The organism is Rhodococcus sp. AQ5-07 (assembly GCF_009707305.1).
Classification (GTDB): Bacteria; Actinomycetota; Actinomycetes; order Mycobacteriales; family Mycobacteriaceae; genus Rhodococcus_F; species Rhodococcus_F erythropolis.
In genome coordinates this window covers 6,064,027-6,083,444 of sequence record NZ_CP046099.1, presented here as the reverse complement: position 1 = coordinate 6,083,444, position 19,418 = coordinate 6,064,027, and the positions used below count along the sequence as shown (strand labels likewise).

Sequence of the window (19,418 nt, the reverse complement as noted above, 5' to 3'; positions counted from 1 at the left end):
ACTGCGGTGATAAGTTCCTCTGTGCCAGCGGACCTCCACACAGGGGGTCAGGGAATCCGGTGTGAATCCGGAACTGACGCGCAGCGGTGAGGGTGACCGCCCGGGCTTACGCCACTGGATGAAAATCTGGGAAGGCGCTCGGGTGGGGCGATCTCGAGTCCGAATACCGGCTGGCAGCAGGGGTCAACAGGCGCCTGTTCACACGGTAACGGGCTCCGCGAACGAGCCCCTGCGAGAACGAGATTCCATGCGTCTGTCCAGACTTCGCCTACCCGCCGCTGCCGTCGCGGCCTTGTTGAGCGCGTCGTTGGTTGCCTGCTCCTCCGACGACAGTGCTGCCCGACAATCCAACTCTTCCGAACAATCGCACGTGACAGTCCAGAACTGTGGCCGAGACGTCACGGTGGAGCGACCGATCGAACGGGCGATCGCGGTAAATCAGCCTGCGGCCGAAATGCTGTTCGCACTGGGAGTGCAGGACCGGATGGCCGGCTACGCCATGAGCGACGACGACGTACTCCCCGAGTTACGTGAGGCACGCGGTCAGGTTCAAGCTTTCGACACCGAGTTCCCGTCCTTCGAGAGTGTCCTCGAACGCGAACCGGACATGGTCTACACGACCTTCAATTACACGTTCACCTCGGAAGGCATCGCCGACCGGACCAAGTTCACCGACCTCGGGGTCGCGACGTACCAGTCGCCCAGCGAGTGCACCGGTCAGGATGCCGAGCAGAGCAAGGCCCTCACACTCGACGACTTATACGCCGAAATCGGCGACGTGGCAACACTGTTCGACGTCAAGGACAAAGGTGTCGAGTTGACCGAGAGTTTGAAGGATCGCGCGGCCACCGCCACGGCGTCGCTGGGAGCCGAAAACGTGACGCTGGCGTGGTGGTATGCAGCCACGAAGACTCCGTACTTCGCCGGGTGCTGCGGTGCACCGGGAATCATGACCGACGCGGTGGGCGCGAAGAACGCCTTCGACGACAATAAACAGTACTGGCCCGAAATCGGTTGGGAGAGTGTGCTCGATCGAGACCCGACCGTGCTGGTGCTCGCAGATCTCGACCGCGGCGGAGACGGCGACAGTGCCGCAGACAAGATCGCGTTCCTCGAATCGGACCCGGTCGCCAGCAAGCTCACCGCAGTGAAGAACAAGCGTTACATCATCCTCGAGGGAACGACGATGGATCCCTCGATCCGCAATGTCGGTGGCATCGAACAGCTCTCCGACGGGCTGCGCCAGTTGGGTGTGGTCTAGATGTCCGCGGAGATCAGTGAACTGGTGCGTCAGTGGGACGACCAGCAGGCGGCATACATCGCCGACCGTGAAAAGCGCTTCGACGCGATTCTCGACGTTCTCGAATTGCAGTACGCGCACACCCCGTTCACGGTTGTCGACCTGGCCTGCGGACCGGGCTCACTGAGCGCCCAGGTCCTCGAGAAGTTCAAGCACGCGAGCGTTGTGGGGATCGATTACGACCCGATGCTGCTGGAAGTCGCCCGTCAGTCGTCGACTCGTTTCGGAGACCGACTGCAGCTGGTCGACGCAGACCTGCTGAGCACCGATTGGCCGACTTCGGTGACTGCACCGGTGCAGGCGATAGTGTCGACAACAGCGCTGCACTGGTTACAACCACAACAGCTCGTCGAGGTGTACCGGCAGTGCCGCGAACTGCTGAGTCCTGACGGAGTCCTGCTCAACGGTGATCACTTTCGCTTCGACAGCCGCTTCCCTGTCATCGGTCGATGGGCGAAGGCTCACGACGAGCAGACGCAACGCTCCGCCTTTGCTGCCGGTGCTCCCGAGTGGGACAGCTGGTGGGAGGAGTTGCGGGCAACTCCCGGCATCGGACCAATGACCGACGAGCGAGAGCGCAGATTCGCCGGACGCGACGCTACCGCGCCCACTGCCGTCGACTTCCAGTTGGCGGCGCTCGCGCAAGCAGGTTTTCGAGAGTCGGGAACGGTCTGGCAACTGTTCGACGACTACGTGGTCTACGGCGTGAGATGACGACAAGAGTTCGCCTGCGTCACAACCCGACGACCGTCGCCCTGCTGTGGGTGATCGGTGTTGTCACGCTGGCCGGGTCGGCCGCCGTGGCGATCACGTTGGGGCCGGCCGGTCTGTCGGTCGGTGAGGTGGCCTCGATCGTCGTCGGCCATCTCGGCGGTACCGCGGCGGACGTCACCCCTATCCGCGACGGCATCGTGTGGGATCTTCGTCTGCCACGTACTCTGCTCGCTGCGCTCTGCGGTGCGGGCCTCGGGCTGTGCGGGGCGATCATGCAGTCTCTGCTTCGCAATCCACTGGCTGATCCATTTGTCCTCGGTATCTCGTCCGGCGCCTCGACCGGTGCCGTACTGATCGTGATCCTCGGAGTCGGGTCGGGGGTGATCGGCTTGTCGAGCGGCGCCTTCATCGGCGCGGTGATCTCCTTCGCCCTTGTGTTGCTGCTCGCCCATGCGGCCGGCGGCACGCCGGATCGGGTGATCCTGGCCGGAGTCGCCGCGACCCAACTGTTCTCGGCGCTCACCTCGTTCATCGTGATCACCTCGGCCGATCCCGAGCAGACTCGCGGCGTGATGTTCTGGCTCCTGGGCTCACTCGGCGGCGCCGACTGGCTCGACGTCGCGCTCTGCGCTGCGGTGGTCGCCGTCGGCCTCGTGGTCTGTCTGACTCACTCCCGCGCACTCGACGCCTTTGCCTTCGGCGAGGACGCGGCGTCGTCGCTGGGGGTGAACGTGTGGCGAGTGCGCGTGACCCTGTTGTTGGCAACAGCTTTGATGACGGCGGTGATCGTGAGCGTCGCAGGCGCCATTGGCTTTGTGGGCCTCGTCCTCCCGCATGCGGCACGGGCTCTCGTCGGTCCGAGCCATCGGCGACTGCTGCCCGCGTCCGCACTGATCGGCTCGATCTTCCTGGTCTGGGTCGACGCTGTGGCACGTACAGCCATTGCGCCGCAGGAACTCCCGGCCGGTGTGGTAACCGCGTTGGTCGGCGTGCCTGCGTTTGCCGTCATCCTCTGGAGACGAAAGGCCAGGCCATGACACTCGAAGCGGCCGGCGTCAGCTGGCGGGTCGGCGGGGCGCTCATAGTCGACGCCCTCGACGTGTCCCCCACCGTCGGAAGTACGGTGGGGCTTCTCGGCCCCAACGGTTCGGGAAAATCGACACTGCTGAAACTGCTTGCCGGGCAGAACCGTCCGACAATCGGGGAGGTGACTCTGGACCGAACTCCGTTGCCTGACTGGAAACGCCGAGATGTCGCGCGTCGGATTGCCACCGTCGATCAGCACAGCAACACGGAGATCGACCTGACGGTAGCCGAGGTCGTCGAATTGGGACGCACCCCGCACCGCGGATTGTGGGGCGGGCATTCAGGTTCCGACCGCGACGCCGTCCGCGCGGCGATCGAACACACCAACCTCTCCGGGATGCTCGACCGGTCGTGGCACACCCTGTCCGGCGGGGAGCGCCAACGCGTGCAGATCGCGCGCGCCCTCGCTCAGGAACCTCACGAGTTGCTGCTCGACGAACCGACCAATCACCTGGACATCAACCATCAACTCGAATTGCTCGCGCTCGTGCGTCGCCTGCCCACCACCACGATCATGGCATTGCACGATCTGAATCTGGCCGCCATGTTCTGCGATTCGATAGTGATGCTGAACCGTGGCTCCATCGTTGCCCACGGAAGCCCGACCGAGGTCCTCACCGCCGACCTGATAGCCGAGGTCTACCAGGTCGATGCCGAAGTCCGCCTGGACGGTCCCGGCGGAGTACCCACCGTGAGATACCTTCCACCCAGCTCGGATTAGACGCACGCGGATCTGTCATTCACGCGAGAGCATCGCCACTGCTTCGCGTTCGAGGTCGACGTACGGTTCCCCACTGACGTCGATCGCCACCCGGCTGAGCGTTCCACCGGTAAACGCCCATGGTGAGGTACCCGGGTAGTCGTCGGTCACAGGCTCCCCGCTGTCACGGCCTGCATTGAGCCCTTCGCCACCGCCGATGCTGAACTTGCCTGGCTGAGTGCGGATTCTGCCCTCACCGACTTTCCGATCGCCGTAGTAGAGGCCGAGCACCCCGTGCGCAGTGCCCGGCGGATCCTCACCTTCCTTGTCGAAAGTTGCTGCCAAGATTACATTTTCGCCGATGGGAAGGTCTTCGGTGGCATCGATCTTCTGCTGTTCACTGCCGAGGAAGTTGTACACGTAATGCAGTCGGTTGTCCTTGACGTACAGCGAGTGACCACCGAACCTGCCGCCATGCGAGAACAGCACACCGGCCGCACCCGGTTCGGCCAAGTCGACAACTGCCCCGATCGAGTATGAACGATTACGAAGGTTGACAGCGACGGCTTCCGGTACCTCGGCTCCCCCTGGACGGTAGACGTACCGGTTGCGCGGCGGAGCCAGCTGGGGGCGAGGTGTGGTGAGGAGTTCGACACCGGACCGATCATCCAGTGGCAGAGCTTGATTGGCGCCGGCCTCGTGGAACCACAACCCCACGAGCTCGGCGAGCCTGCCGGGTTCTTCGCCGGCAAGGTTCCGGAGCTCGGCTCGGTCCACCTCCGTGTGGTAGAGCTCCCAGGTGTCTTCCGAGAAATGACCCCACCCGCTCAGAGTCGGGTGCGTGGTGACGGCCTTCCACCCGTCATGCCAAATCCCTCGTCCTCCGAGCATCGAATAGAACTGGGTGTGCTTGGCGGTGGGGATGTTGCCTGCGTCGAAGCTGTACCGCATGCTCACGCCTTGGATCGGGTGCTGGGTGTATCCCTTCACCGTGTCGGGCAAGTCGACACCGACGCAGTCGAGCAGAGTCGGGACGACGTCGATGGCATGGTGGTACTGATCTCGAATCTCACCTCGGGCGTCGATGCCCTCCGGCCACGAGATGATGCAGGGGTCGCAGGTTCCGCCGTTGAACGAGTACCGCTTCCACATCTTGAAGGGCGTGTTGAACGCCATCGCCCACCCGTTGGGATAGTGGTTGTACGTCTCGGTGCTGCCCAACTCGTCCAGCTTTGCCAGGTTCTCGGCGAGGTCGTCGGGTACCCCGTTCGCGATTTTGTTCTCGTTGACTGAACCGTCGGGTCCGCCCTCACCACTGGCACCGTTGTCGGAAACCACCACGATGATCGTGTTGTCCAGCTGCTCGATTTCTTCGAGGTATTCGAGCAGGCGTCCGATCTGATCGTCGCAGTGCGAGAGGAAGCCCGCGTACACCTCCGCCATCCGTGAGAACAGTCGCTGCTCGTCAGCGGAGAGGGTGTCCCAGGGGCGGGTGAAATCCAGCGGCGGGAACGGTTTACCGTCAGGTCCGGTGCGGGTGTCAGGAGTGCCTATCGGGTTGAGTGAGGGCAGAGTCGTGTCGTTCGGGACAAGTCCCATGTCCTTCTGCCTCGCCAGAATCTCATCCCGCATGGCTTCGTACCCTGCGTCGAACCTGCCCGCGTAGCGATCGGCCCATTCGCGGGGCGCGTGATGTGGAGCGTGTGCGCACCCGGGTGCGTAGTAGAGAAATATAGGCCGGTCCGGAGCTATCGACTTCACGTCGCCGATGTATTCGAGCGCTCTGTCGGTGATGTCGACGCTGAAGTGATACCCCTCTTCCGGCGTCGACGGCTGTTCGACGGGGTGGTTGTCGTGGACGAGGTCGGGATACCACTGATTGGTCTCGGCACCGAGAAAGCCGTAGAACCGCTCGAATCCGCGACCGACCGGCCAATTCCGTTTCGTGGAAGCAAGATTCATCTCGTCTTCGGCGCAGAGGTGCCATTTCCCGACCATCGCGGTACTGAACCCCTGCTCGACCAGAACCTCGGCGAGCGTGGCACATTCGGGAGGGATGTGACCGTTCCCGCCGGGAAACCCGACCGCGCACTCACTGATGCAAGCCATTCCGTTGGTCGTGTGGTTCCGGCCGGTGAGCAGACACGATCGCGTCGGCGAGCACAGCGCTGTGGTGTGCCACTGCCCGTACCGCAATCCGTTGCCCGCGATGCGGTCGATGTTCGGCGTCTCGATCGGTCCCCCGTAGCAACCCAAGGCGCCGAATCCGACGTCGTCGAGAACGATGTAGAGAATGTTCGGCGTGCCGGCGGCAGCCTTCGGCTGCTCGTACGGGCTCCAGTCGGGAATCGAATCGCGAATATCGAGGTTGACGACGCCTTTGAATGCGTTGGCCATGACCTGGCTCCTTGTAGGTGATCTGAATGCCAGCCTCTACGGCTGCATGGTCAATCGCATACCCCGATTGTGCTCACCGAAGCGCTGTCGCCCGAAATGGGCGATGCCATCTTCGGCAGGAGGTCCGAGTATGAAAGTGCCGGGTCTGTCATCGCCTCACTGGAAGCCAGGGACCACATGAGCAGTCAATTCGTTGAAGCCTCCACCTCCGATAACCCTGACCCGCTTCCGAGCTGGCAGGACGGCACGCCGAAACAGGCCATCAGGCAATTCGTCGAACGCGCGACGACTGAGGGAAGTCCGGACGAAATCGCACCGGAAGACCGGATCGCAGTCTTCGACAACGACGGAACCCTGTGGTGTGAGAAGCCGATGCCGATCCAACTCGACTTCATCTTGCGCCGCCTCGTCGAGATGACCAACCAGGATCCGACTCTTCGCAACCGTCAACCGTGGCAGGCGGCGTTCGAACAGGACTACGTCTGGTTGAACGATGTGATCTCGAAGCACTATCGCGGCGACGACAGCGCACTGAAGGTGCTCGCGGCCGGTGTCCTGGCGGCATTCGCCGAAGTCACAGTCGACGAATTCGAAACCCACGCCGATACCTACCTGCGCACTGCTTCGCATCCCACTCTCGATCGCAAATATTTGCACTGCAGCTATTCGCCCATGGTGGAGTTGCTCGATTACCTTGCGGCCAAAGGCTTCTCCAACTACATAGTCTCTGGCGGCGGACGTGATTTCATGCGGCCGATCAGTCAGGAGGTCTACGGCATCCCCCGAGATCGCGTCATCGGCAGCGGCGTGGCATTGACGTGGAAGGACGACGGCCAGAGCGGCACGATCCTTCGTCAGCCCCAAACCGATGTCGTCGACGACGGGCCGGCCAAGCCCGTACAGATATGGAACCGAATCGGCCGACGACCTGTCATCGCGGCCGGAAACAGCAACGGTGACCTACCGATGTTGCAGTTCGCCGAACACGCGAACATTCCGGCACTTCGTCTTCTGGTGCTCCATGACGATCCGGAACGCGAGTTCGACTACGTGGACGGAGCCGAGCACGCACTCGACGCCTCGCGCGCAAAGGGGTGGACAGTGGTGAGCATCAAAAACGACTGGAAGACAGTCTTCGAACCACTCGCCGAATGACAGTATGGACGTGTGACCCTCGATGATGTCGCCGACGAACTCTACGGCCTCGACCCCGGCGAGTTCGTCGAGGCGCGTACAAAGCATGTGAAGGCCGCCCGGGAGGACAACGACCGCACACTGGCCGCGGAGATCGGAAAACTTCGGAAGCCAACCACCGTGGGATGGTTGGTCAATCTCATTTCGCGCAATCTATCCGAAGATCTGGATGCACTTCTCGCGCTTGGCGAATCGCTACGCGACGCCCAACGCCATCTCTCAGGTCAGGACTTGCGACGGCTGACGACACAGAGGCAGCAGGTGGTGCGAAGTCTCGCCCACAAATCCGGTGAGATCGCGGCTTCGCGTGGAAAGAATGCCGGCGAGGATGCGTTACGTGATGTCGCGCAGACCCTCAATGCCGCCCTGTCCGACGAGGAGACTGCCGCGCAGGTCCGACTCGGACGAGTTGTGACCGCTGCCAGTTACAGCGGTTTCGGGCCGGCGGGACTTGCTGTAGTGGAGGAGGATTCCGTACACGATGCCCCCGCGATCCACACCGAAGACAGCGCTCCGGCCAAATCCACTGCTCCGGATCGCAAGGCCGAACAAGCCAAGGCGAAAGCAGAATTGAAGGAAGCCAGGGCAGACCTCGAGAAAATCCGACGACGGGTCAAGGCCGAGACCGCCCAGTTCGAGGATGCCAGGTCAAAGCTGTCCGACCTCGACCGCCGCATCGAAGAACTCCGCGCCGATCTCGAACACGCAGAACAGGAACGACAGTTCGCCGAGAACACCGAGAAGGCTGCCGGTGTCGCGGTTCGAGAGTCCGAGGATGAGCTTCGCGAGGCCGAGCGCCGGGTCGACGAAGCAGAAGAGGGCCTTGACGAGACGGAATGAGTTGCACGTTCGGAGATCTTGACCTCTACAGCAGTTCAGGTTCTAGCGTGATTTCATGACATTCACCCGAATCGAACTCGACTACCTGGCCACACAGACTCTCGGACGCCTCGCGACGGTTCAACGGAATGGAACGCTGCAAGTCAGTCCGGTCGGATTCCACTACAACCCGGATACAGCCACGATCGACATCAGCGGTTACAACATGACGGGCAGCCGTAAGTTTCACAACGTCGCGGAGAACGGGCGGGTCGCGTTTGTCGTGGACGACATCGCATCTGTAGATCCATGGCGGGTCAGGTGCGTCGAAATCCGTGGACGGGCAGAGGCTTTGGATGTTGCGGGCGCTGGTGCGCATGGTCTCGACGCACCGATCATCCGTATCCACCCCGAACGCATCATCAGCTTCGGCCTCGACGACAAAGAACTGGACGTCCACCAGTTGGTCGTGAACGGACGTGACGTCTGAATGCCCGAATCGAATTGATCAGCCTGCGGCGGCTTCGAGTTCACTCAGTGATTCCTCGAGGTGGCCCAGGAGCCGCTGCAGGTGCGGAACATTGCGGCGGCAACCGACGAGACCGAACTGCATGGTGTCCGCGTAGCCGATGACGGTGATGTTCATTGCCTGCCCGTCCAACGGAATCGATGCCGGATAACAGCTCTCGAGCTTCGCGCCGTTCCAGTATCGCGTCGTCGTCGGGCCGGGGACGTTGGAAATCACCAGATTGAAGACTGGGCGCCCGGTGATCAGTCGGGATGAACCAGGGATCAGCGGCAACCCGAGGCCGGCAACATTCAATGCACTGAGCGCCGTGATCTGCAGGGGCGTCAGGCCCGACATCAGGGACTTGGCGCTACTCATCGAGTCGTGAACTCTCTGAAGTCTGGCCGCCGGATCCGCCAATTCGGTTGCCAGATCACACAACACCGCACCAACAGCATTGCCGGAAGCCTCACCCTCATCGCCTTTACGAAGTGATACCGGCACCATCGCGATCAACGGTTTGTCCGGCAACTCGTCCAGTTCGATCAGGTAACGCCGCAGCGCGCCCGCGCACATAGCCAACACCGCATCGTTGAGCGTCACGTCTGCAACGCAACTGACCTTGCGCAGGCGCTCGATCGGCCACGACTGCGCGGCGACACGCCTCGCGCCGGTGATCGGGACGTTGAAGATCGATTTCGGAGCAGCAAACGGTAACGGTGCGACGTGGTCCTTCACCGCCGAGGCAGCGGCGTTCACAATCGCAGGGCCCACCCCGACCACATCTTGCACGGTCTCGATCACGGAGCCCACCCGCCTCTGCAGGTCCAGCCCGCGACTGGCTCGAACCCGCCCCGAAGAAGGTCGCTGCGCCCACGGAGGCATCGATTCTCGATCGAGCGGGTCCGACGAGAGGCTGCGGTACCACGCCTGAACAGCAGACACACCATCCATGAGTGCGTGGTGCGTCTTCATGTACACGGCAACTCGGCCGTCGGCGAGACCTTCGATCACGTACGCCTCCCACAGCGGCCGATGCCGATCGAGCAGCGTGCCGTGGAGCATGGAGGTCAGCTCGAGCAATTCGCGGACTCGTCCCGGCTTGGGCAGCGCGAGCAACCGGACGTGATACTCGAGATCGACATCCGTGTCCTCCGTCCAACGCACCGGCGCGAAGTTCGACAAGAACTGCACCGGCTTGCGGCGGAAGAGGGGGCGAATCGAGTCGACGTCGGTGAGCGAACGGTAGAGCGACCTGGCGAATTCGCCGTCGTCTCCTTCCGGCGGAACGAAAAGCGACAGGCCACCGACGTGCATGGGATGCTCCCGTGACTCCATCAGAAGGAACATCGAGTCGAGCGGCAGCATCAGCGTCATGGCGATCCGTTCTCTCGGGCAGCTGCCCGGAGTACCGATCAGCCGCTGTTCGACAAAGTTACTCGCCCTGACTTCCCTCGTTGGCGACTCCGACAAAACATTGCCCCCTCGATTCGACAGGAGTCCGATATTCCCGTCGACGAACGCCTTTCGGGTCGTAGCACCTCACAGCGATTCGTGGGTGAATGACGAGACACAGAGCACTGCAACAAATTTCAATCCTCACAGCCACAAGTAGCAGCGAAGGCGATCGCAGTAATACTTTTGTCGGAATTGTTTCAAATTGTCTGTACATCCAAGTCACACGTGACTACCGTCACTCATCATCACAATCCCGACTGGTCGGTTGTACCCAAAGGAGAAAAACATGTCCCGACGTTCGACGTCGCGTGGGCTTTTCGGCGCACTCGCCACCGCAACTGTGTTCGCCACCGTCACAGCGGTGGGAAGCTTGTCAGCAGGTATTGCAGGAGCCGCCCCGGCAGCGGAGATCCCCTTCGGCGGTTGGGATTCATGTCCGATCGACAATCCCGAGACCAGCACCTGTATGGACGTCACGGTTACCGGCGGAAACATGAAGATCGGCAAGCTTTCCGTCGGCATTCCCGCCGGGGCGATGCGTATCGCAGGCGGAGTTGCCTACCGGGAGAATCCAGAGGCTGAATTCGGATTCGACCAAGTCTTCATCCCACCGAACGACAACAGTCGGGGGATCTACGCCGAACCTATCGACATCCCCGGGGGCGCACTCGGAATCGACCTACCATTCAACAATCTCTTCGGACTGAACAAGGCCTCGGCCACCGTCGAGTCGACGTCTGCACTCCCCACCGTGGATGCATTCCAGCTTGGCGTGAAGCTACCCGTCAAATTGAAGATCGCGAACCCTCTCCTCGGCGGCAAATGCTACCTGGGCTCGGACAGCAACCCCGTTCAACTCAACTTGGATGTGACCGAATACGGCGTCCTCGAAGAGGTTCCAGGTTTCCCGGATACTGCCGTCGTTCGAAACACCGGGCACACCGGACAGCCCTTCGCCGTCCCGACAGCTTCCGGATGTGGCCCGTTCGGCGTTCTGAATCCAATCGTCAACTGGCGCGCCGGGCTTCCCTCGTCCACCACGTCCAACTCCCTCGCCACGACGAGTGACGTCTACAACATCGGTGCCGACAGCCTCAGGCCCCAGCCGGCCGGCTCACCCGAACCCGCTGCCGTCGCCGCCGAACGTAGCGCCAAGTAAGTAGGTCGGACTTCATTCATCGCCGGCTTCGGTGGCGTCGAGTAACGCACCGAGGGCGCGGTGGAGCTCGGCCAGTTCCCGCCCACCGGTTTTCGTCAGCACTTCCGTATTCTTTGCATCCAATTGGCGGACAATGTCTTTAGCGAGTTCTATGACTCGTTTCCCCTCGTCACTGAGATCGAGGCAAACGGCTCTCGCATCGCGACTGTCTCGTTCGCTGACAACAAACCCGCTCTTCTCCAACGCTCGCACGAGCTTGGATATGTAGATTCGCTGCAACCCCGTGTGCGCGGCGAGTTCTCGCTGACTAGGCCTCTCCCCCGCACTCACCAGACCATGGAGAGACGCGAGCACCGAATACTGGGCGTGGGTCAACCCGAGGTGGGCGATCGCTCGGTCAACCCCCGCCCGCCAGCGCAAGCCAAGGTGCCACACCAGCGACCCCGTCGTCCATATTTCTCGATCTTGCATTCAAATAGAATACATGGCTACTATCTAAATTAGGGTACATGGAAACTATTTGAGGAGTCGCAATGCCCACAATTCCCGTGCTCGACTCGACTGTGGCCTACCGCTCGTGCGGAGACGGAACACCCTTCGTACTTATCCACGGGAACCCCACATCCTCCTACCTGTGGCGAAACATCCTCCCGCAGATAGGAAATCTCGGCCAAGCGCTTGCCCCTGACCTCATCGGAATGGGCGCGTCGGGCAAACCGCCAATCGACTACGGTTTTCTCGACACCGCCCGCTACCTCGACGCATGGTTCGACCAGATGGATCTCGACGACGTCGTACTCGTCGGACACGACTGGGGCGGGGCACTTGCACTGGACTGGGCTGCCCGCCATCCCGAACGCGTTCGAGGTGTTGCCTTCTTCGAAACGATCCTGCGTCCGATGACCTGGGACGAGCACTTCCCGGGAGACGCACGAGCGCGGGTCGAGGCCCTGAGAGCTCCCGGTATCGGCGAGACCAAGGTACTCGACGAAAACTTCTTCCTCGAAATTGCGCTTCACAGAACAGTTCTCGGAGAACTGTCCGAAACCGATGCTGAAACCTATCGCGCCCCTTACCCCTCGCCGGAGAGTCGCCGGCCCCTTCTCGAGTGGCCACGGTCCTTCCCCGTCGAAGGAAGTCCCGGCGACGTGAATGCACGAGTGGCGGCGTACAGCGATTGGCTCGCAGAAAGCAGCGAGGTACCCAAACTCCTTCTCACCTTCAGCGGCCCCTCCGAACTTCTCATGATCGGACCTGACGAAGTCGCGTGGAGCCGATCGAATATCGCAAATCTCGAGGTGAAACAGTGCGGTCCCGCAGGACATCTCGCCCCCGAGGATCAGCCTGCGGCCATCGCGGCGGCGATCACCGAATGGACACAGCGGCAACACTGCTTCAGCCGCGACTGAAGTGGGACCGTCGCCACGTACTCTGAGCGCCGGTTTCCCCGACCCATGCGGTAGCGATCCAGACGATGCTCCGAAATATGGGACCGACACCACCTCCGCCGGATTTGTCCGATATAACTAACTGGCGAGTACGCCGGTTGGGACGAGGTCGAGAACGAGGGGGCGTGTGTGGTGAACGAGGACGGGATGGGGCGAACGTCGGGATCGGGGGCTCCACACCGGGTGGGCGGCTTTCTTTATCACCGCAACGGCGACCGGTGGGAGTGGTCGGACGAAGTCGCACGGATTCACGGATACGAACCCGACCAAGTGGCTCCGACGACGGAATTGATGCTCGCGCACAAGCATCCCGACGACCGAAGACACGTTGCCCAAACACTGCACGCCATCCGCACTTCAGGCGGCCCGTTCAGCAGCCGCCACCGCATCATCGACACCGCAGGGGACACTCACTCGGTAATCGTCGTCGGCGACAGCGTCGTGGACGAGTCGGGTGCTGTGGTCGGCAGCTCAGGCTTCTACATCGACGTCACCGAAACCCTGGACAGCACGGTGAAAGCATCTGTCGACGTGCTGGTCAACGAAATCACTGCTTCTCGCGGGGTGATCGAGCAAGCCAAAGGCATGCTCATGGTGATCTACGGGATCTCTGCCGATCGAGCTTTCGACATCCTCGTGTGGCGTTCGCAGGAGACCAACGTGAAACTCAGGGATGTTGCCGAGCAGTTGATAGTTCGCACGCTGGACGATTTCCGGGTCCCGACACTTCTGCGGACCCGGTTCGATCACTTGCTGTTACAGGGTTGAACTTCTAACCCGGCTGAACCACGAACTGGGAGATGCTTAAGGCGGTTCCCGTGGCTGGCTGCTCAACCTCGAGGAACCTCGCCCGCATTGATTCCGGGACGGTCCGATGCGGCCTATCCCCGTTGTTACCCAACGCGGAGTAAAAGGAAACTACTTGTCGTCAGACTTCTTCTCGGAGGTCTCCTCGACCAGTTCAGGCGCCTGTTCTCGAGTTGCCATTCCGCCGTCGCCGCCCTTGTCCACGGGCCCTGGGTGCCCACCCTTGGGCGACTGGTCGTTGTTGTCTTTCTCGGTCATGCGGTCATCCCCGTCATTTGGTCCTGTCAGTCATACGGCGTGCGGCCTTTCAGGAGCCTCGGCCCGCCTCCCTCTCAATCTAACGCTCTCAGCACTTCCCGCAACCCTCACCGGTTTTGTTTGCATTTCAGCGCTTTCGGGCAGGTGACTGCGAACAGCATTTCCGCGATGAGAGGTCGATCCCAGTGCACGCAGTGACTTGGCAAGGCAAACGAAAAGTAAGCGTCGATACGGTTCCGGACCCGAAGATCGTCGACCCCAGTGACGCGATCATCAAGGTCACCACGACGAATATCTGCGGATCCGATCTGCACCTGTACGAGACTCTGGGTGCGTTCATGAATGCCGGCGACATTCTCGGTCATGAACCGATGGGCATCGTCGAAGAAGTCGGCTCGGAAGTCACGAATCTCGAGATAGGCGACCGCGTCGTGATCCCGTTCCAGATCTCGTGTGGCAACTGTTTCATGTGTGATTCGAGCCTCTACACACAGTGCGAGACGACTCAGGTCCGCGATCAGGGAACGGGCGCAGCGTTGTTCGGCTTCTCCGAGCTGTACGGCTCGGTGCCAGGCGGGCAGGCCGAGTACCTTCGAGTACCGCAAGCACATTTCACACACATCAAAGTTCCCGAAGGTCCCGCGGATTCGCGATTCGTCTACCTCTCCGACGTGCTTCCCACAGCCTGGCAGTCGGTTGAATACGCCGACATCCCGCCGGGTGGGTCCGTGACCATCCTCGGTCTCGGACCGATCGGTGACATGGCGGCCCGCATCGCTCACCACAAGGGATTTCGAGTAATCGGCGTGGACCGTGTACCCGAACGCCTTGCACGCCTTGCCGAACGCGGGATCGAAACCCTCAATCTCGACGACTACGGCAGCAAGATCGGTGACGCAGTCAGAGATGCGACGAACGGCCGTGGAACCGATTCGGTGATCGATGCTGTCGGAATGGAAGCTCACGGGTCTCCGATCGGAAAGCTCGCGCAGCAGTTCGTCGGACTCCTTCCCGATGCTCTTGCCGCGCCTGCGATGCGTAACGCAGGAATCGATCGACTCGGTGCGGTCTATTCGGCCATCGACATCGTTCGGCGCGGGGGGACGATTTCTCTGATCGGTGTATACGGCGGCATGGTTGATCCACTGCCGCTGATGACTATGTTCGACAAGCAGATTCAGCTCAGGATGGGTCAGGCGAACGTCAAGAAGTGGGTAGACGACATCATGCCTTTGCTCACTGATGACGACCCACTCGGCGTCGACACCTTTTCCACTCATCAGCTGCCGCTCGATCAGGCGCCACACGCCTACGAGATCTTTCAGAAAAAGCAGGAAGGCGCGGTCAAGATCCAACTGAAACCGCACGGGTAATAATCAGCACCGATTCCATCCACGTTCGACAGAAAGAAACTGAAACCGAAATGGCTCGCGAACTCACCGTCTCCGACAGCGTCGTCGTCAATGTCGACGCGCTTTCTCTCTACGAGCTCATCAGCGATCCCACTCGCATGGGCGACTAGAGTCCCGAAAACCTGGGAGCTACCTTGCGGGGAGACCGCGAAAGCGCTTTCCTGGGTATGGAGTTCGACGGGCACAACAAACGTGGGCGCGCGCAGTGGACCACAAGATGCACCGTCACCGCTGCCGACACCGGGAAACTGTTCGAATTCCGTGTTCACAAGATCGGCCTTGCCACGCCACGAATCTCTGCCGCTATTGCAACCTGGCGGTACCGATTTCAGCCCGTCCCCGGTGGAACCCGAGTTACCGAAACGTGGATCGACGACAGACGGGGCTGGCCGGATTTTGCGGCGGACATATTCGACAAGGTTGCCACCGGCGGAAAGACGTTCGCCGACTTTCAGCGCGGCAACATCCGCAAGACGCTGCTGAACATCAAGAGCGCCGTTGAGCAGGAGGTATCCGGCATCGAAGGCAGCACCGGCTGACCGACCGGCACAGCTTGTGGCAGTTTCTGCCACTTTTGGTACAGTGCGGATATGGCAACAGCCCGCCGCACTGCACTACTTCTCCGCGTCTCGCAGAGTTGCGCTGCCGCTTTCGTCGAACGCGGCGACACTTCGACGACCATCGCGGAGCTCGCCGAACGGGCAGAAATCTCCGAGCGCACCTTCTATCGCTGCTTTGCCACCAAGGAAGAGAGCATCTGGCCGATGCTCGACGAGGGAAACCGCAGTCTTGCCACCGCCCTCAGCGCGCAATCCCGCGAATACGGACTCTCAGCGGCAGTGAAGACGGCCTTTATCGCATCGGTCGGCGAGTCCTTCGAGCCGATGACTCGGTCACTGATGCCCATCATCTTCGATGACGCGGCACTCCGGAGAGTGTGGGAATCAGCAACTTTCGAGACGATGGAACTGATCCGCCCAGAAGTTGCACGTCTGATCGATCGGCCAGAAGGCTCGCTCGACACGACAGCGGCTTCGGGCCAGGCAACACTGGCGGTAGTGGCCGCACTGCGCGAGATGGCAGACCTCCGGACCCCCGCACCCAAGGCCATCACCCGCGCGCTCGGCGCGTTCTCGAAGCCATATCTCGCAACACCAACAGGTTAGGAACAATCATGACTCAGGATCTCTCCGGAAAAATCGTTCTCGTCACTGGCGGCGCACGCGGCCTGGGCGAGGCGTTTGCGCGCGGCATCGTCGCGCGTAACGGCCGCGTCGTCATCGGCGACCTACTCGACGAGGACGGTCGAGCAGTGGCCGAATCTCTCGGCGACGCAGCACGTTACGTTCACCTCGACGTCACCGATCCGGCGTCTTGGAAGTCCGCCGCCGAGTACGCGGTATCCGAATTCGGCGCGCTCAACGGTTTGGTCAACAATGCCGGAATCTCGGCTTCCGGCCAGACGGTCGCCGAAGAACCGCTCGAGACGTTCCAACGCATCATCCAGATCAACCTGGTGTCCGTACACACCGGTATCCACACGGTGGTGCCGTTCATGAAGGCAGCAGGCGGCGGATCCATCGTGAACATCTCCTCGGCCGCCGGCCTGATGGGCATGGCTCTGACCAGCGGTTACGGCGCAGCCAAGTGGGGCGTGCGTGGGCTGAGCAAGATCGCCGCCGTCGAACTCGGTCGCGACAAGATTCGGGTCAACTCCGTACACCCCGGCATGGTCCTCACCCCCATGACTGCGCCGACGGGCATCAGCCTCGAAGAGGGCGCATTCCCCAACAATCCGTATCGCCGTGTCGGTCGCCCGGAGGAGTTGGTCGGTGCGGTCACCTACCTACTTTCCGACGATGCCTCGTACACAACAGGTTCCGAGATCGCCGTCGACGGTGGTTGGACCGCCGGACCGTCGATCGAATACATCGCCGGCCAGTAAGGCAGGGATCCGTTCCCGCCTGAACCTGCGCATTCCGAACGTCCTCAGGTAGACACCAACGTCTCCCTGATTGCATTCGGAGAACTCAACTTTCGCAGGCGCTGCAGCGCACGATGCAGGTCGAGTGACACCTGGTCGGTCGTACGGGCGAGCGATGTTGCCGTCGCCTCACTGTCGAGGCCGACGATCAACCGCAACACCAGGACATCGCGTTCGACAACCGGGAGCGCTGTTGGAGGCGGGAGCGGCCCACTGCTGAACCGGTCGGATGCCGCCCGAGCAATCGCGACGCTTGTACTCACGTACAGCAGGCGCAGGAAAGGCTGATTCGCCGCCGATCCGTCACGAACTGCCGTGAGAACAGAGATGCATGCAGCATCCGCGGCGGAGTCGGAGACGGCCCGATCAAGCTCGGCGCGGCACCGCAGCACAACCATCGGGCGAAACACTGCGTACAAATCGGTCATGGCTTCATGGCTACCGCTCCGTGCCGCGGCGGCCAACATCTCGAGCGAGCCTTCCTGCAACATGGGCTTACAATCTCTCTCGACCCGAAATTCGTCGTGTAGCCGGGGGATCAGCTGGATCCGAACAGTCCGGCGAAGGGGTTCACTGTCGGCGCGGGTGCCTGATCTTGCCCGCCTTGCCATTGGTTCTGATTGCCCCAGTCGTTGCCCTGATTCCAGCTACCACCCTGGTTCCAGCCGCCGTTTCCACCACGGTCCCAATCGTGTGAGTGATCGCCCCCCTGATCTCCGTACCAACTGTTATCGGCCTGTGTTACATCATGATTCACAGTATCTGCCGAGGCCGGTGCGGCGAGCACGGCAATGGGTACGGTCAATACCGCACCCGTCACCGCGAGCTTGGTCCAGAAGTACTTCCTACGTTGTTCCGGTGCGGATAGTCGTGTCATGATCGATCCCTTCTCCGAAGATTTCTCCAGACGCTCTCTGGCTGTCCCGAACGGGGCACACACCAGTGAAGTCCTGCATCCTGGCCGTCCACTGGCACAACCCTGGCAGATTCCTGGCAGGGCTGACTTCAAACCGAACGCCTTGCACTACACAATGTTCCGATGCCGGTTCGTTGTTGTTCGCGCCCCAGTTCCGACCGTTCCGTTCCAGGCGGCAAGGGGTCGCTCGGGCGTAAAGTCGAGAGGGTTCGGCTCAGTCGTCCAGAGCGGAAGGACACCCAGAAAATGCGGAGCGATGGAGATACGTGGGACATCGTCAGTAGCGTCGGACTCACCGCGCTTGCAGTGGCGACCTTCCGCGCATTGGAAAGCGCCCGCTCGGACGCGATCATCGAAGACAAGTTCGCATCGTGGTTCGTAGAAGCTGCAGCGGAGCCGCATTTCACAGCTCTTCTGAAAGATCCGGCACTCCTCGACGACACACCCTTCGGCGGTTTCATGGGATTGCGAACCAGGTTCTTCGACGAATTCTTCTTGTCGTCAACCGAATCCGGAGTAAAGCAGGCGGTAATCGTTGCGGCGGGGTTGGATTCGCGTGCGTACCGGCTGGATTGGAACTCAGAATCCACAGTGTTCGAAGTAGATCAACCAAAGGTACTGGAGTTCAAAGCCGAAGTGCTCGCGGCGCGCGACGCCCAGCCGAAAACTGATCGACGCACTGTGCCTACGGATCTGCGCAACGACTGGCCGGCTGCGCTCGCGGAGGCCGGTTTCGATCCGAAGGAACCTACTGCATGGTCCGCAGAAGGCCTGCTCGCTTATCTCCCCGGCCCGGCCCACGACGCCCTGTTCGAGCGGATCGACGAACTCTCGGCCACTGGTAGTCGGTTGGCAGTGAACGACTTTCCGGCCGGCACGGACCCGAAGAAGCTGGCGACCATCAGATCCAAGTACTTTGCCGAGAACCCGTTCGGAGACCTGGACATTTCGCAACTGTTCTACAGCGACAAACGATCCGATCCCGGCCGGTGGCTCACTGAACACAATTGGACCGTCCGACGCTTCAGCTCGGTGGGGTTGGCAGATCTGTACGATCGCCGGATTCCTGATCTCCCCGAAGAGATCGCCGCACTGTCGACGCAGCCTTCTTTCCTGGCCGCGACCAAGAACTAACTCGGGCAGTCCTCACGAAAGTTACTCGGGTGCAGCATTTCTCCGTTTTGTCCAGCTTCACTATGCGTGTCACCACGACGAGTAGTTGACGGTACTCGAGGATGAACCGATTCAGTACTTCAGG

21 protein-coding genes and 1 riboswitch are annotated in these 19,418 nt (G+C 61.3%); of the genes, 15 read left to right on the top strand and 6 right to left on the bottom strand.

Annotated features, from left to right (window positions below; genetic code table 11):
* Nucleotides 1-8: 8 nt before the first annotated feature.
* Nucleotides 9-189: riboswitch (cobalamin riboswitch) on the top strand.
* 58 nt (nt 190-247) lie between these two features.
* The 4 genes from GJB56_RS28180 to GJB56_RS28165 are packed head-to-tail and all read left to right on the top strand — an operon-like array spanning nt 248 to nt 3,821.
* Nucleotides 248-1,261: an ABC transporter substrate-binding protein gene (locus GJB56_RS28180; RefSeq protein WP_020968657.1), complete on the top strand. Its 1,014-nt coding sequence runs from the start codon at nt 248-250 to the stop codon at nt 1,259-1,261.
* On the top strand, nt 1,262-2,014 hold the full coding sequence (locus GJB56_RS28175) for a class I SAM-dependent methyltransferase (RefSeq protein WP_113682236.1): 753 nt from the start codon (nt 1,262-1,264) through the stop codon (nt 2,012-2,014). It begins immediately after the preceding gene.
* A complete protein-coding gene (locus GJB56_RS28170) occupies nt 2,011-3,051 on the top strand; it encodes a FecCD family ABC transporter permease (RefSeq protein ID WP_113682235.1) in 1,041 nt (346 codons plus the stop codon). The genes GJB56_RS28175 and GJB56_RS28170 overlap by 4 nt, the downstream gene beginning before the upstream one ends.
* A complete protein-coding gene (locus GJB56_RS28165; protein WP_019747215.1) occupies nt 3,048-3,821 on the top strand; it encodes an ABC transporter ATP-binding protein in 774 nt (257 codons plus the stop codon). Before GJB56_RS28170 ends, GJB56_RS28165 begins: the two co-directional genes overlap by 4 nt.
* 15 nt (nt 3,822-3,836) lie before the next feature.
* On the opposite strand, the gene GJB56_RS28160 is transcribed toward GJB56_RS28165, so the two are convergent.
* Entirely contained in the window at nt 3,837-6,197 is a 2,361-nt protein-coding gene (locus GJB56_RS28160) for an arylsulfatase (RefSeq protein ID WP_113682234.1), read from the bottom strand.
* 177 nt (nt 6,198-6,374) lie between these two features.
* Here GJB56_RS28160 and GJB56_RS28155 point away from each other — a divergent pair, with 177 nt between their 5' ends.
* Genes GJB56_RS28155 through GJB56_RS28145 form a run of 3 tightly spaced genes read left to right on the top strand, consistent with a single transcriptional unit; the run spans nt 6,375 to nt 8,700 of the window.
* Nucleotides 6,375-7,352 (top strand): HAD family hydrolase, encoded by a 978-nt coding sequence (locus GJB56_RS28155; RefSeq protein WP_113682433.1) that lies wholly within the window; start codon nt 6,375-6,377, stop codon nt 7,350-7,352.
* A gap of 12 nt (nt 7,353-7,364) precedes the next feature.
* Complete coding sequence (locus GJB56_RS28150) at nt 7,365-8,231, top strand: hypothetical protein (protein ID WP_113682233.1); 867 nt, start codon at nt 7,365-7,367, stop codon at nt 8,229-8,231.
* Between the two features lie 55 nt (nt 8,232-8,286).
* Nucleotides 8,287-8,700: a PPOX class F420-dependent oxidoreductase gene (locus GJB56_RS28145; RefSeq protein ID WP_030537614.1), complete on the top strand. Its 414-nt coding sequence runs from the start codon at nt 8,287-8,289 to the stop codon at nt 8,698-8,700.
* Between the two features lie 18 nt (nt 8,701-8,718).
* Here GJB56_RS28145 and GJB56_RS28140 read toward each other — a convergent pair whose 3' ends face one another.
* Nucleotides 8,719-10,095 carry a WS/DGAT/MGAT family O-acyltransferase gene (locus GJB56_RS28140; protein ID WP_020906476.1) on the bottom strand — a complete coding sequence of 459 codons (1,377 nt, stop codon included), beginning with the start codon at nt 10,093-10,095 and terminating at the stop codon, nt 8,719-8,721.
* Nucleotides 10,096-10,462: 367 nt separating this feature from the next.
* On the opposite strand from GJB56_RS28140, the gene GJB56_RS28135 reads away from it, so the two are divergent.
* Entirely contained in the window at nt 10,463-11,335 is an 873-nt protein-coding gene (locus GJB56_RS28135) for a hypothetical protein (protein ID WP_113682232.1), read from the top strand.
* Nucleotides 11,336-11,347: 12 nt separating this feature from the next.
* On the opposite strand, the gene GJB56_RS28130 is transcribed toward GJB56_RS28135, so the two are convergent.
* Nucleotides 11,348-11,806, bottom strand: a complete 459-nt coding sequence (locus GJB56_RS28130) for a MarR family winged helix-turn-helix transcriptional regulator (RefSeq protein WP_020906474.1) — start codon at nt 11,804-11,806, stop codon at nt 11,348-11,350.
* Nucleotides 11,807-11,868: 62 nt separating this feature from the next.
* Here GJB56_RS28130 and GJB56_RS28125 point away from each other — a divergent pair, with 62 nt between their 5' ends.
* Both GJB56_RS28125 and GJB56_RS28120 read left to right on the top strand, forming a co-directional pair.
* On the top strand, nt 11,869-12,744 hold the full coding sequence (locus tag GJB56_RS28125; protein WP_070387166.1) for a haloalkane dehalogenase: 876 nt from the start codon (nt 11,869-11,871) through the stop codon (nt 12,742-12,744).
* A 186-nt stretch (nt 12,745-12,930) separates the two neighbouring features.
* A complete protein-coding gene (locus tag GJB56_RS28120; RefSeq protein WP_029254621.1) occupies nt 12,931-13,551 on the top strand; it encodes a PAS and ANTAR domain-containing protein in 621 nt (206 codons plus the stop codon).
* 150 nt (nt 13,552-13,701) lie between these two features.
* On the opposite strand, the gene GJB56_RS31485 is transcribed toward GJB56_RS28120, so the two are convergent.
* Nucleotides 13,702-13,848 carry a hypothetical protein gene (locus GJB56_RS31485; protein WP_019747202.1) on the bottom strand — a complete coding sequence of 49 codons (147 nt, stop codon included), beginning with the start codon at nt 13,846-13,848 and terminating at the stop codon, nt 13,702-13,704.
* Between the two features lie 185 nt (nt 13,849-14,033).
* Between GJB56_RS31485 and GJB56_RS28115 the strand changes: the two genes are divergently transcribed.
* The 4 genes from GJB56_RS28115 (at nt 14,034) to GJB56_RS28100 (ending at nt 17,205) form a co-directional block, all read left to right on the top strand.
* Nucleotides 14,034-15,221, top strand: a complete 1,188-nt coding sequence (locus GJB56_RS28115) for a zinc-dependent alcohol dehydrogenase (protein ID WP_113682230.1) — start codon at nt 14,034-14,036, stop codon at nt 15,219-15,221.
* A 173-nt stretch (nt 15,222-15,394) separates the two neighbouring features.
* Nucleotides 15,395-15,799: an SRPBCC family protein gene (locus GJB56_RS28110; protein ID WP_230091094.1), complete on the top strand. Its 405-nt coding sequence runs from the start codon at nt 15,395-15,397 to the stop codon at nt 15,797-15,799.
* Between the two features lie 51 nt (nt 15,800-15,850).
* Nucleotides 15,851-16,426 (top strand): TetR/AcrR family transcriptional regulator, encoded by a 576-nt coding sequence (locus GJB56_RS28105; RefSeq protein WP_113682229.1) that lies wholly within the window; start codon nt 15,851-15,853, stop codon nt 16,424-16,426.
* 8 nt (nt 16,427-16,434) lie between these two features.
* A complete protein-coding gene (locus GJB56_RS28100; protein WP_113682228.1) occupies nt 16,435-17,205 on the top strand; it encodes a glucose 1-dehydrogenase in 771 nt (256 codons plus the stop codon).
* Nucleotides 17,206-17,249: 44 nt separating this feature from the next.
* Here GJB56_RS28100 and GJB56_RS28095 read toward each other — a convergent pair whose 3' ends face one another.
* Nucleotides 17,250-17,735: an RNA polymerase subunit sigma gene (locus tag GJB56_RS28095; protein WP_113682227.1), complete on the bottom strand. Its 486-nt coding sequence runs from the start codon at nt 17,733-17,735 to the stop codon at nt 17,250-17,252.
* Nucleotides 17,736-17,782: 47 nt separating this feature from the next.
* Nucleotides 17,783-18,121: a hypothetical protein gene (locus GJB56_RS28090; RefSeq protein ID WP_113682226.1), complete on the bottom strand. Its 339-nt coding sequence runs from the start codon at nt 18,119-18,121 to the stop codon at nt 17,783-17,785.
* A 285-nt stretch (nt 18,122-18,406) separates the two neighbouring features.
* Here GJB56_RS28090 and GJB56_RS28085 point away from each other — a divergent pair, with 285 nt between their 5' ends.
* A complete protein-coding gene (locus GJB56_RS28085) occupies nt 18,407-19,294 on the top strand; it encodes an SAM-dependent methyltransferase (protein ID WP_020968642.1) in 888 nt (295 codons plus the stop codon).
* Nucleotides 19,295-19,418: the final 124 nt, after the last annotated feature.

Bases quoted from the DNA above. Each gene is read 5' to 3' on its own strand.
- GJB56_RS28180 (WP_020968657.1), top strand. From the start codon at position 248: ATGCGTCTGTCCAGACTTCGCCTACCCGCCGCTGCCGTCGCGGCCTTG.
- GJB56_RS28175 (WP_113682236.1), top strand. From the start codon at position 1,262: ATGTCCGCGGAGATCAGTGAACTGGTGCGTCAGTGGGACGACCAGCAG.
- GJB56_RS28170 (WP_113682235.1), top strand. From the start codon at position 2,011: ATGACGACAAGAGTTCGCCTGCGTCACAACCCGACGACCGTCGCCCTG.
- GJB56_RS28165 (WP_019747215.1), top strand. From the start codon at position 3,048: ATGACACTCGAAGCGGCCGGCGTCAGCTGGCGGGTCGGCGGGGCGCTC.
- GJB56_RS28160 (WP_113682234.1), bottom strand. From the start codon at position 6,197: ATGGCCAACGCATTCAAAGGCGTCGTCAACCTCGATATTCGCGATTCG.
- GJB56_RS28155 (WP_113682433.1), top strand. From the start codon at position 6,375: ATGAGCAGTCAATTCGTTGAAGCCTCCACCTCCGATAACCCTGACCCG.
- GJB56_RS28145 (WP_030537614.1), top strand. From the start codon at position 8,287: ATGACATTCACCCGAATCGAACTCGACTACCTGGCCACACAGACTCTC.
- GJB56_RS28140 (WP_020906476.1), bottom strand. From the start codon at position 10,095: ATGACGCTGATGCTGCCGCTCGACTCGATGTTCCTTCTGATGGAGTCA.
- GJB56_RS28135 (WP_113682232.1), top strand. From the start codon at position 10,463: ATGTCCCGACGTTCGACGTCGCGTGGGCTTTTCGGCGCACTCGCCACC.
- GJB56_RS28130 (WP_020906474.1), bottom strand. From the start codon at position 11,806: ATGCAAGATCGAGAAATATGGACGACGGGGTCGCTGGTGTGGCACCTT.
- GJB56_RS28125 (WP_070387166.1), top strand. From the start codon at position 11,869: ATGCCCACAATTCCCGTGCTCGACTCGACTGTGGCCTACCGCTCGTGC.
- GJB56_RS28120 (WP_029254621.1), top strand. From the start codon at position 12,931: ATGGGGCGAACGTCGGGATCGGGGGCTCCACACCGGGTGGGCGGCTTT.
- GJB56_RS31485 (WP_019747202.1), bottom strand. From the start codon at position 13,848: ATGACCGAGAAAGACAACAACGACCAGTCGCCCAAGGGTGGGCACCCA.
- GJB56_RS28105 (WP_113682229.1), top strand. From the start codon at position 15,851: ATGGCAACAGCCCGCCGCACTGCACTACTTCTCCGCGTCTCGCAGAGT.
- GJB56_RS28100 (WP_113682228.1), top strand. From the start codon at position 16,435: ATGACTCAGGATCTCTCCGGAAAAATCGTTCTCGTCACTGGCGGCGCA.
- GJB56_RS28095 (WP_113682227.1), bottom strand. From the start codon at position 17,735: ATGTTGCAGGAAGGCTCGCTCGAGATGTTGGCCGCCGCGGCACGGAGC.
- GJB56_RS28090 (WP_113682226.1), bottom strand. From the start codon at position 18,121: ATGACACGACTATCCGCACCGGAACAACGTAGGAAGTACTTCTGGACC.
- GJB56_RS28085 (WP_020968642.1), top strand. From the start codon at position 18,407: ATGCGGAGCGATGGAGATACGTGGGACATCGTCAGTAGCGTCGGACTC.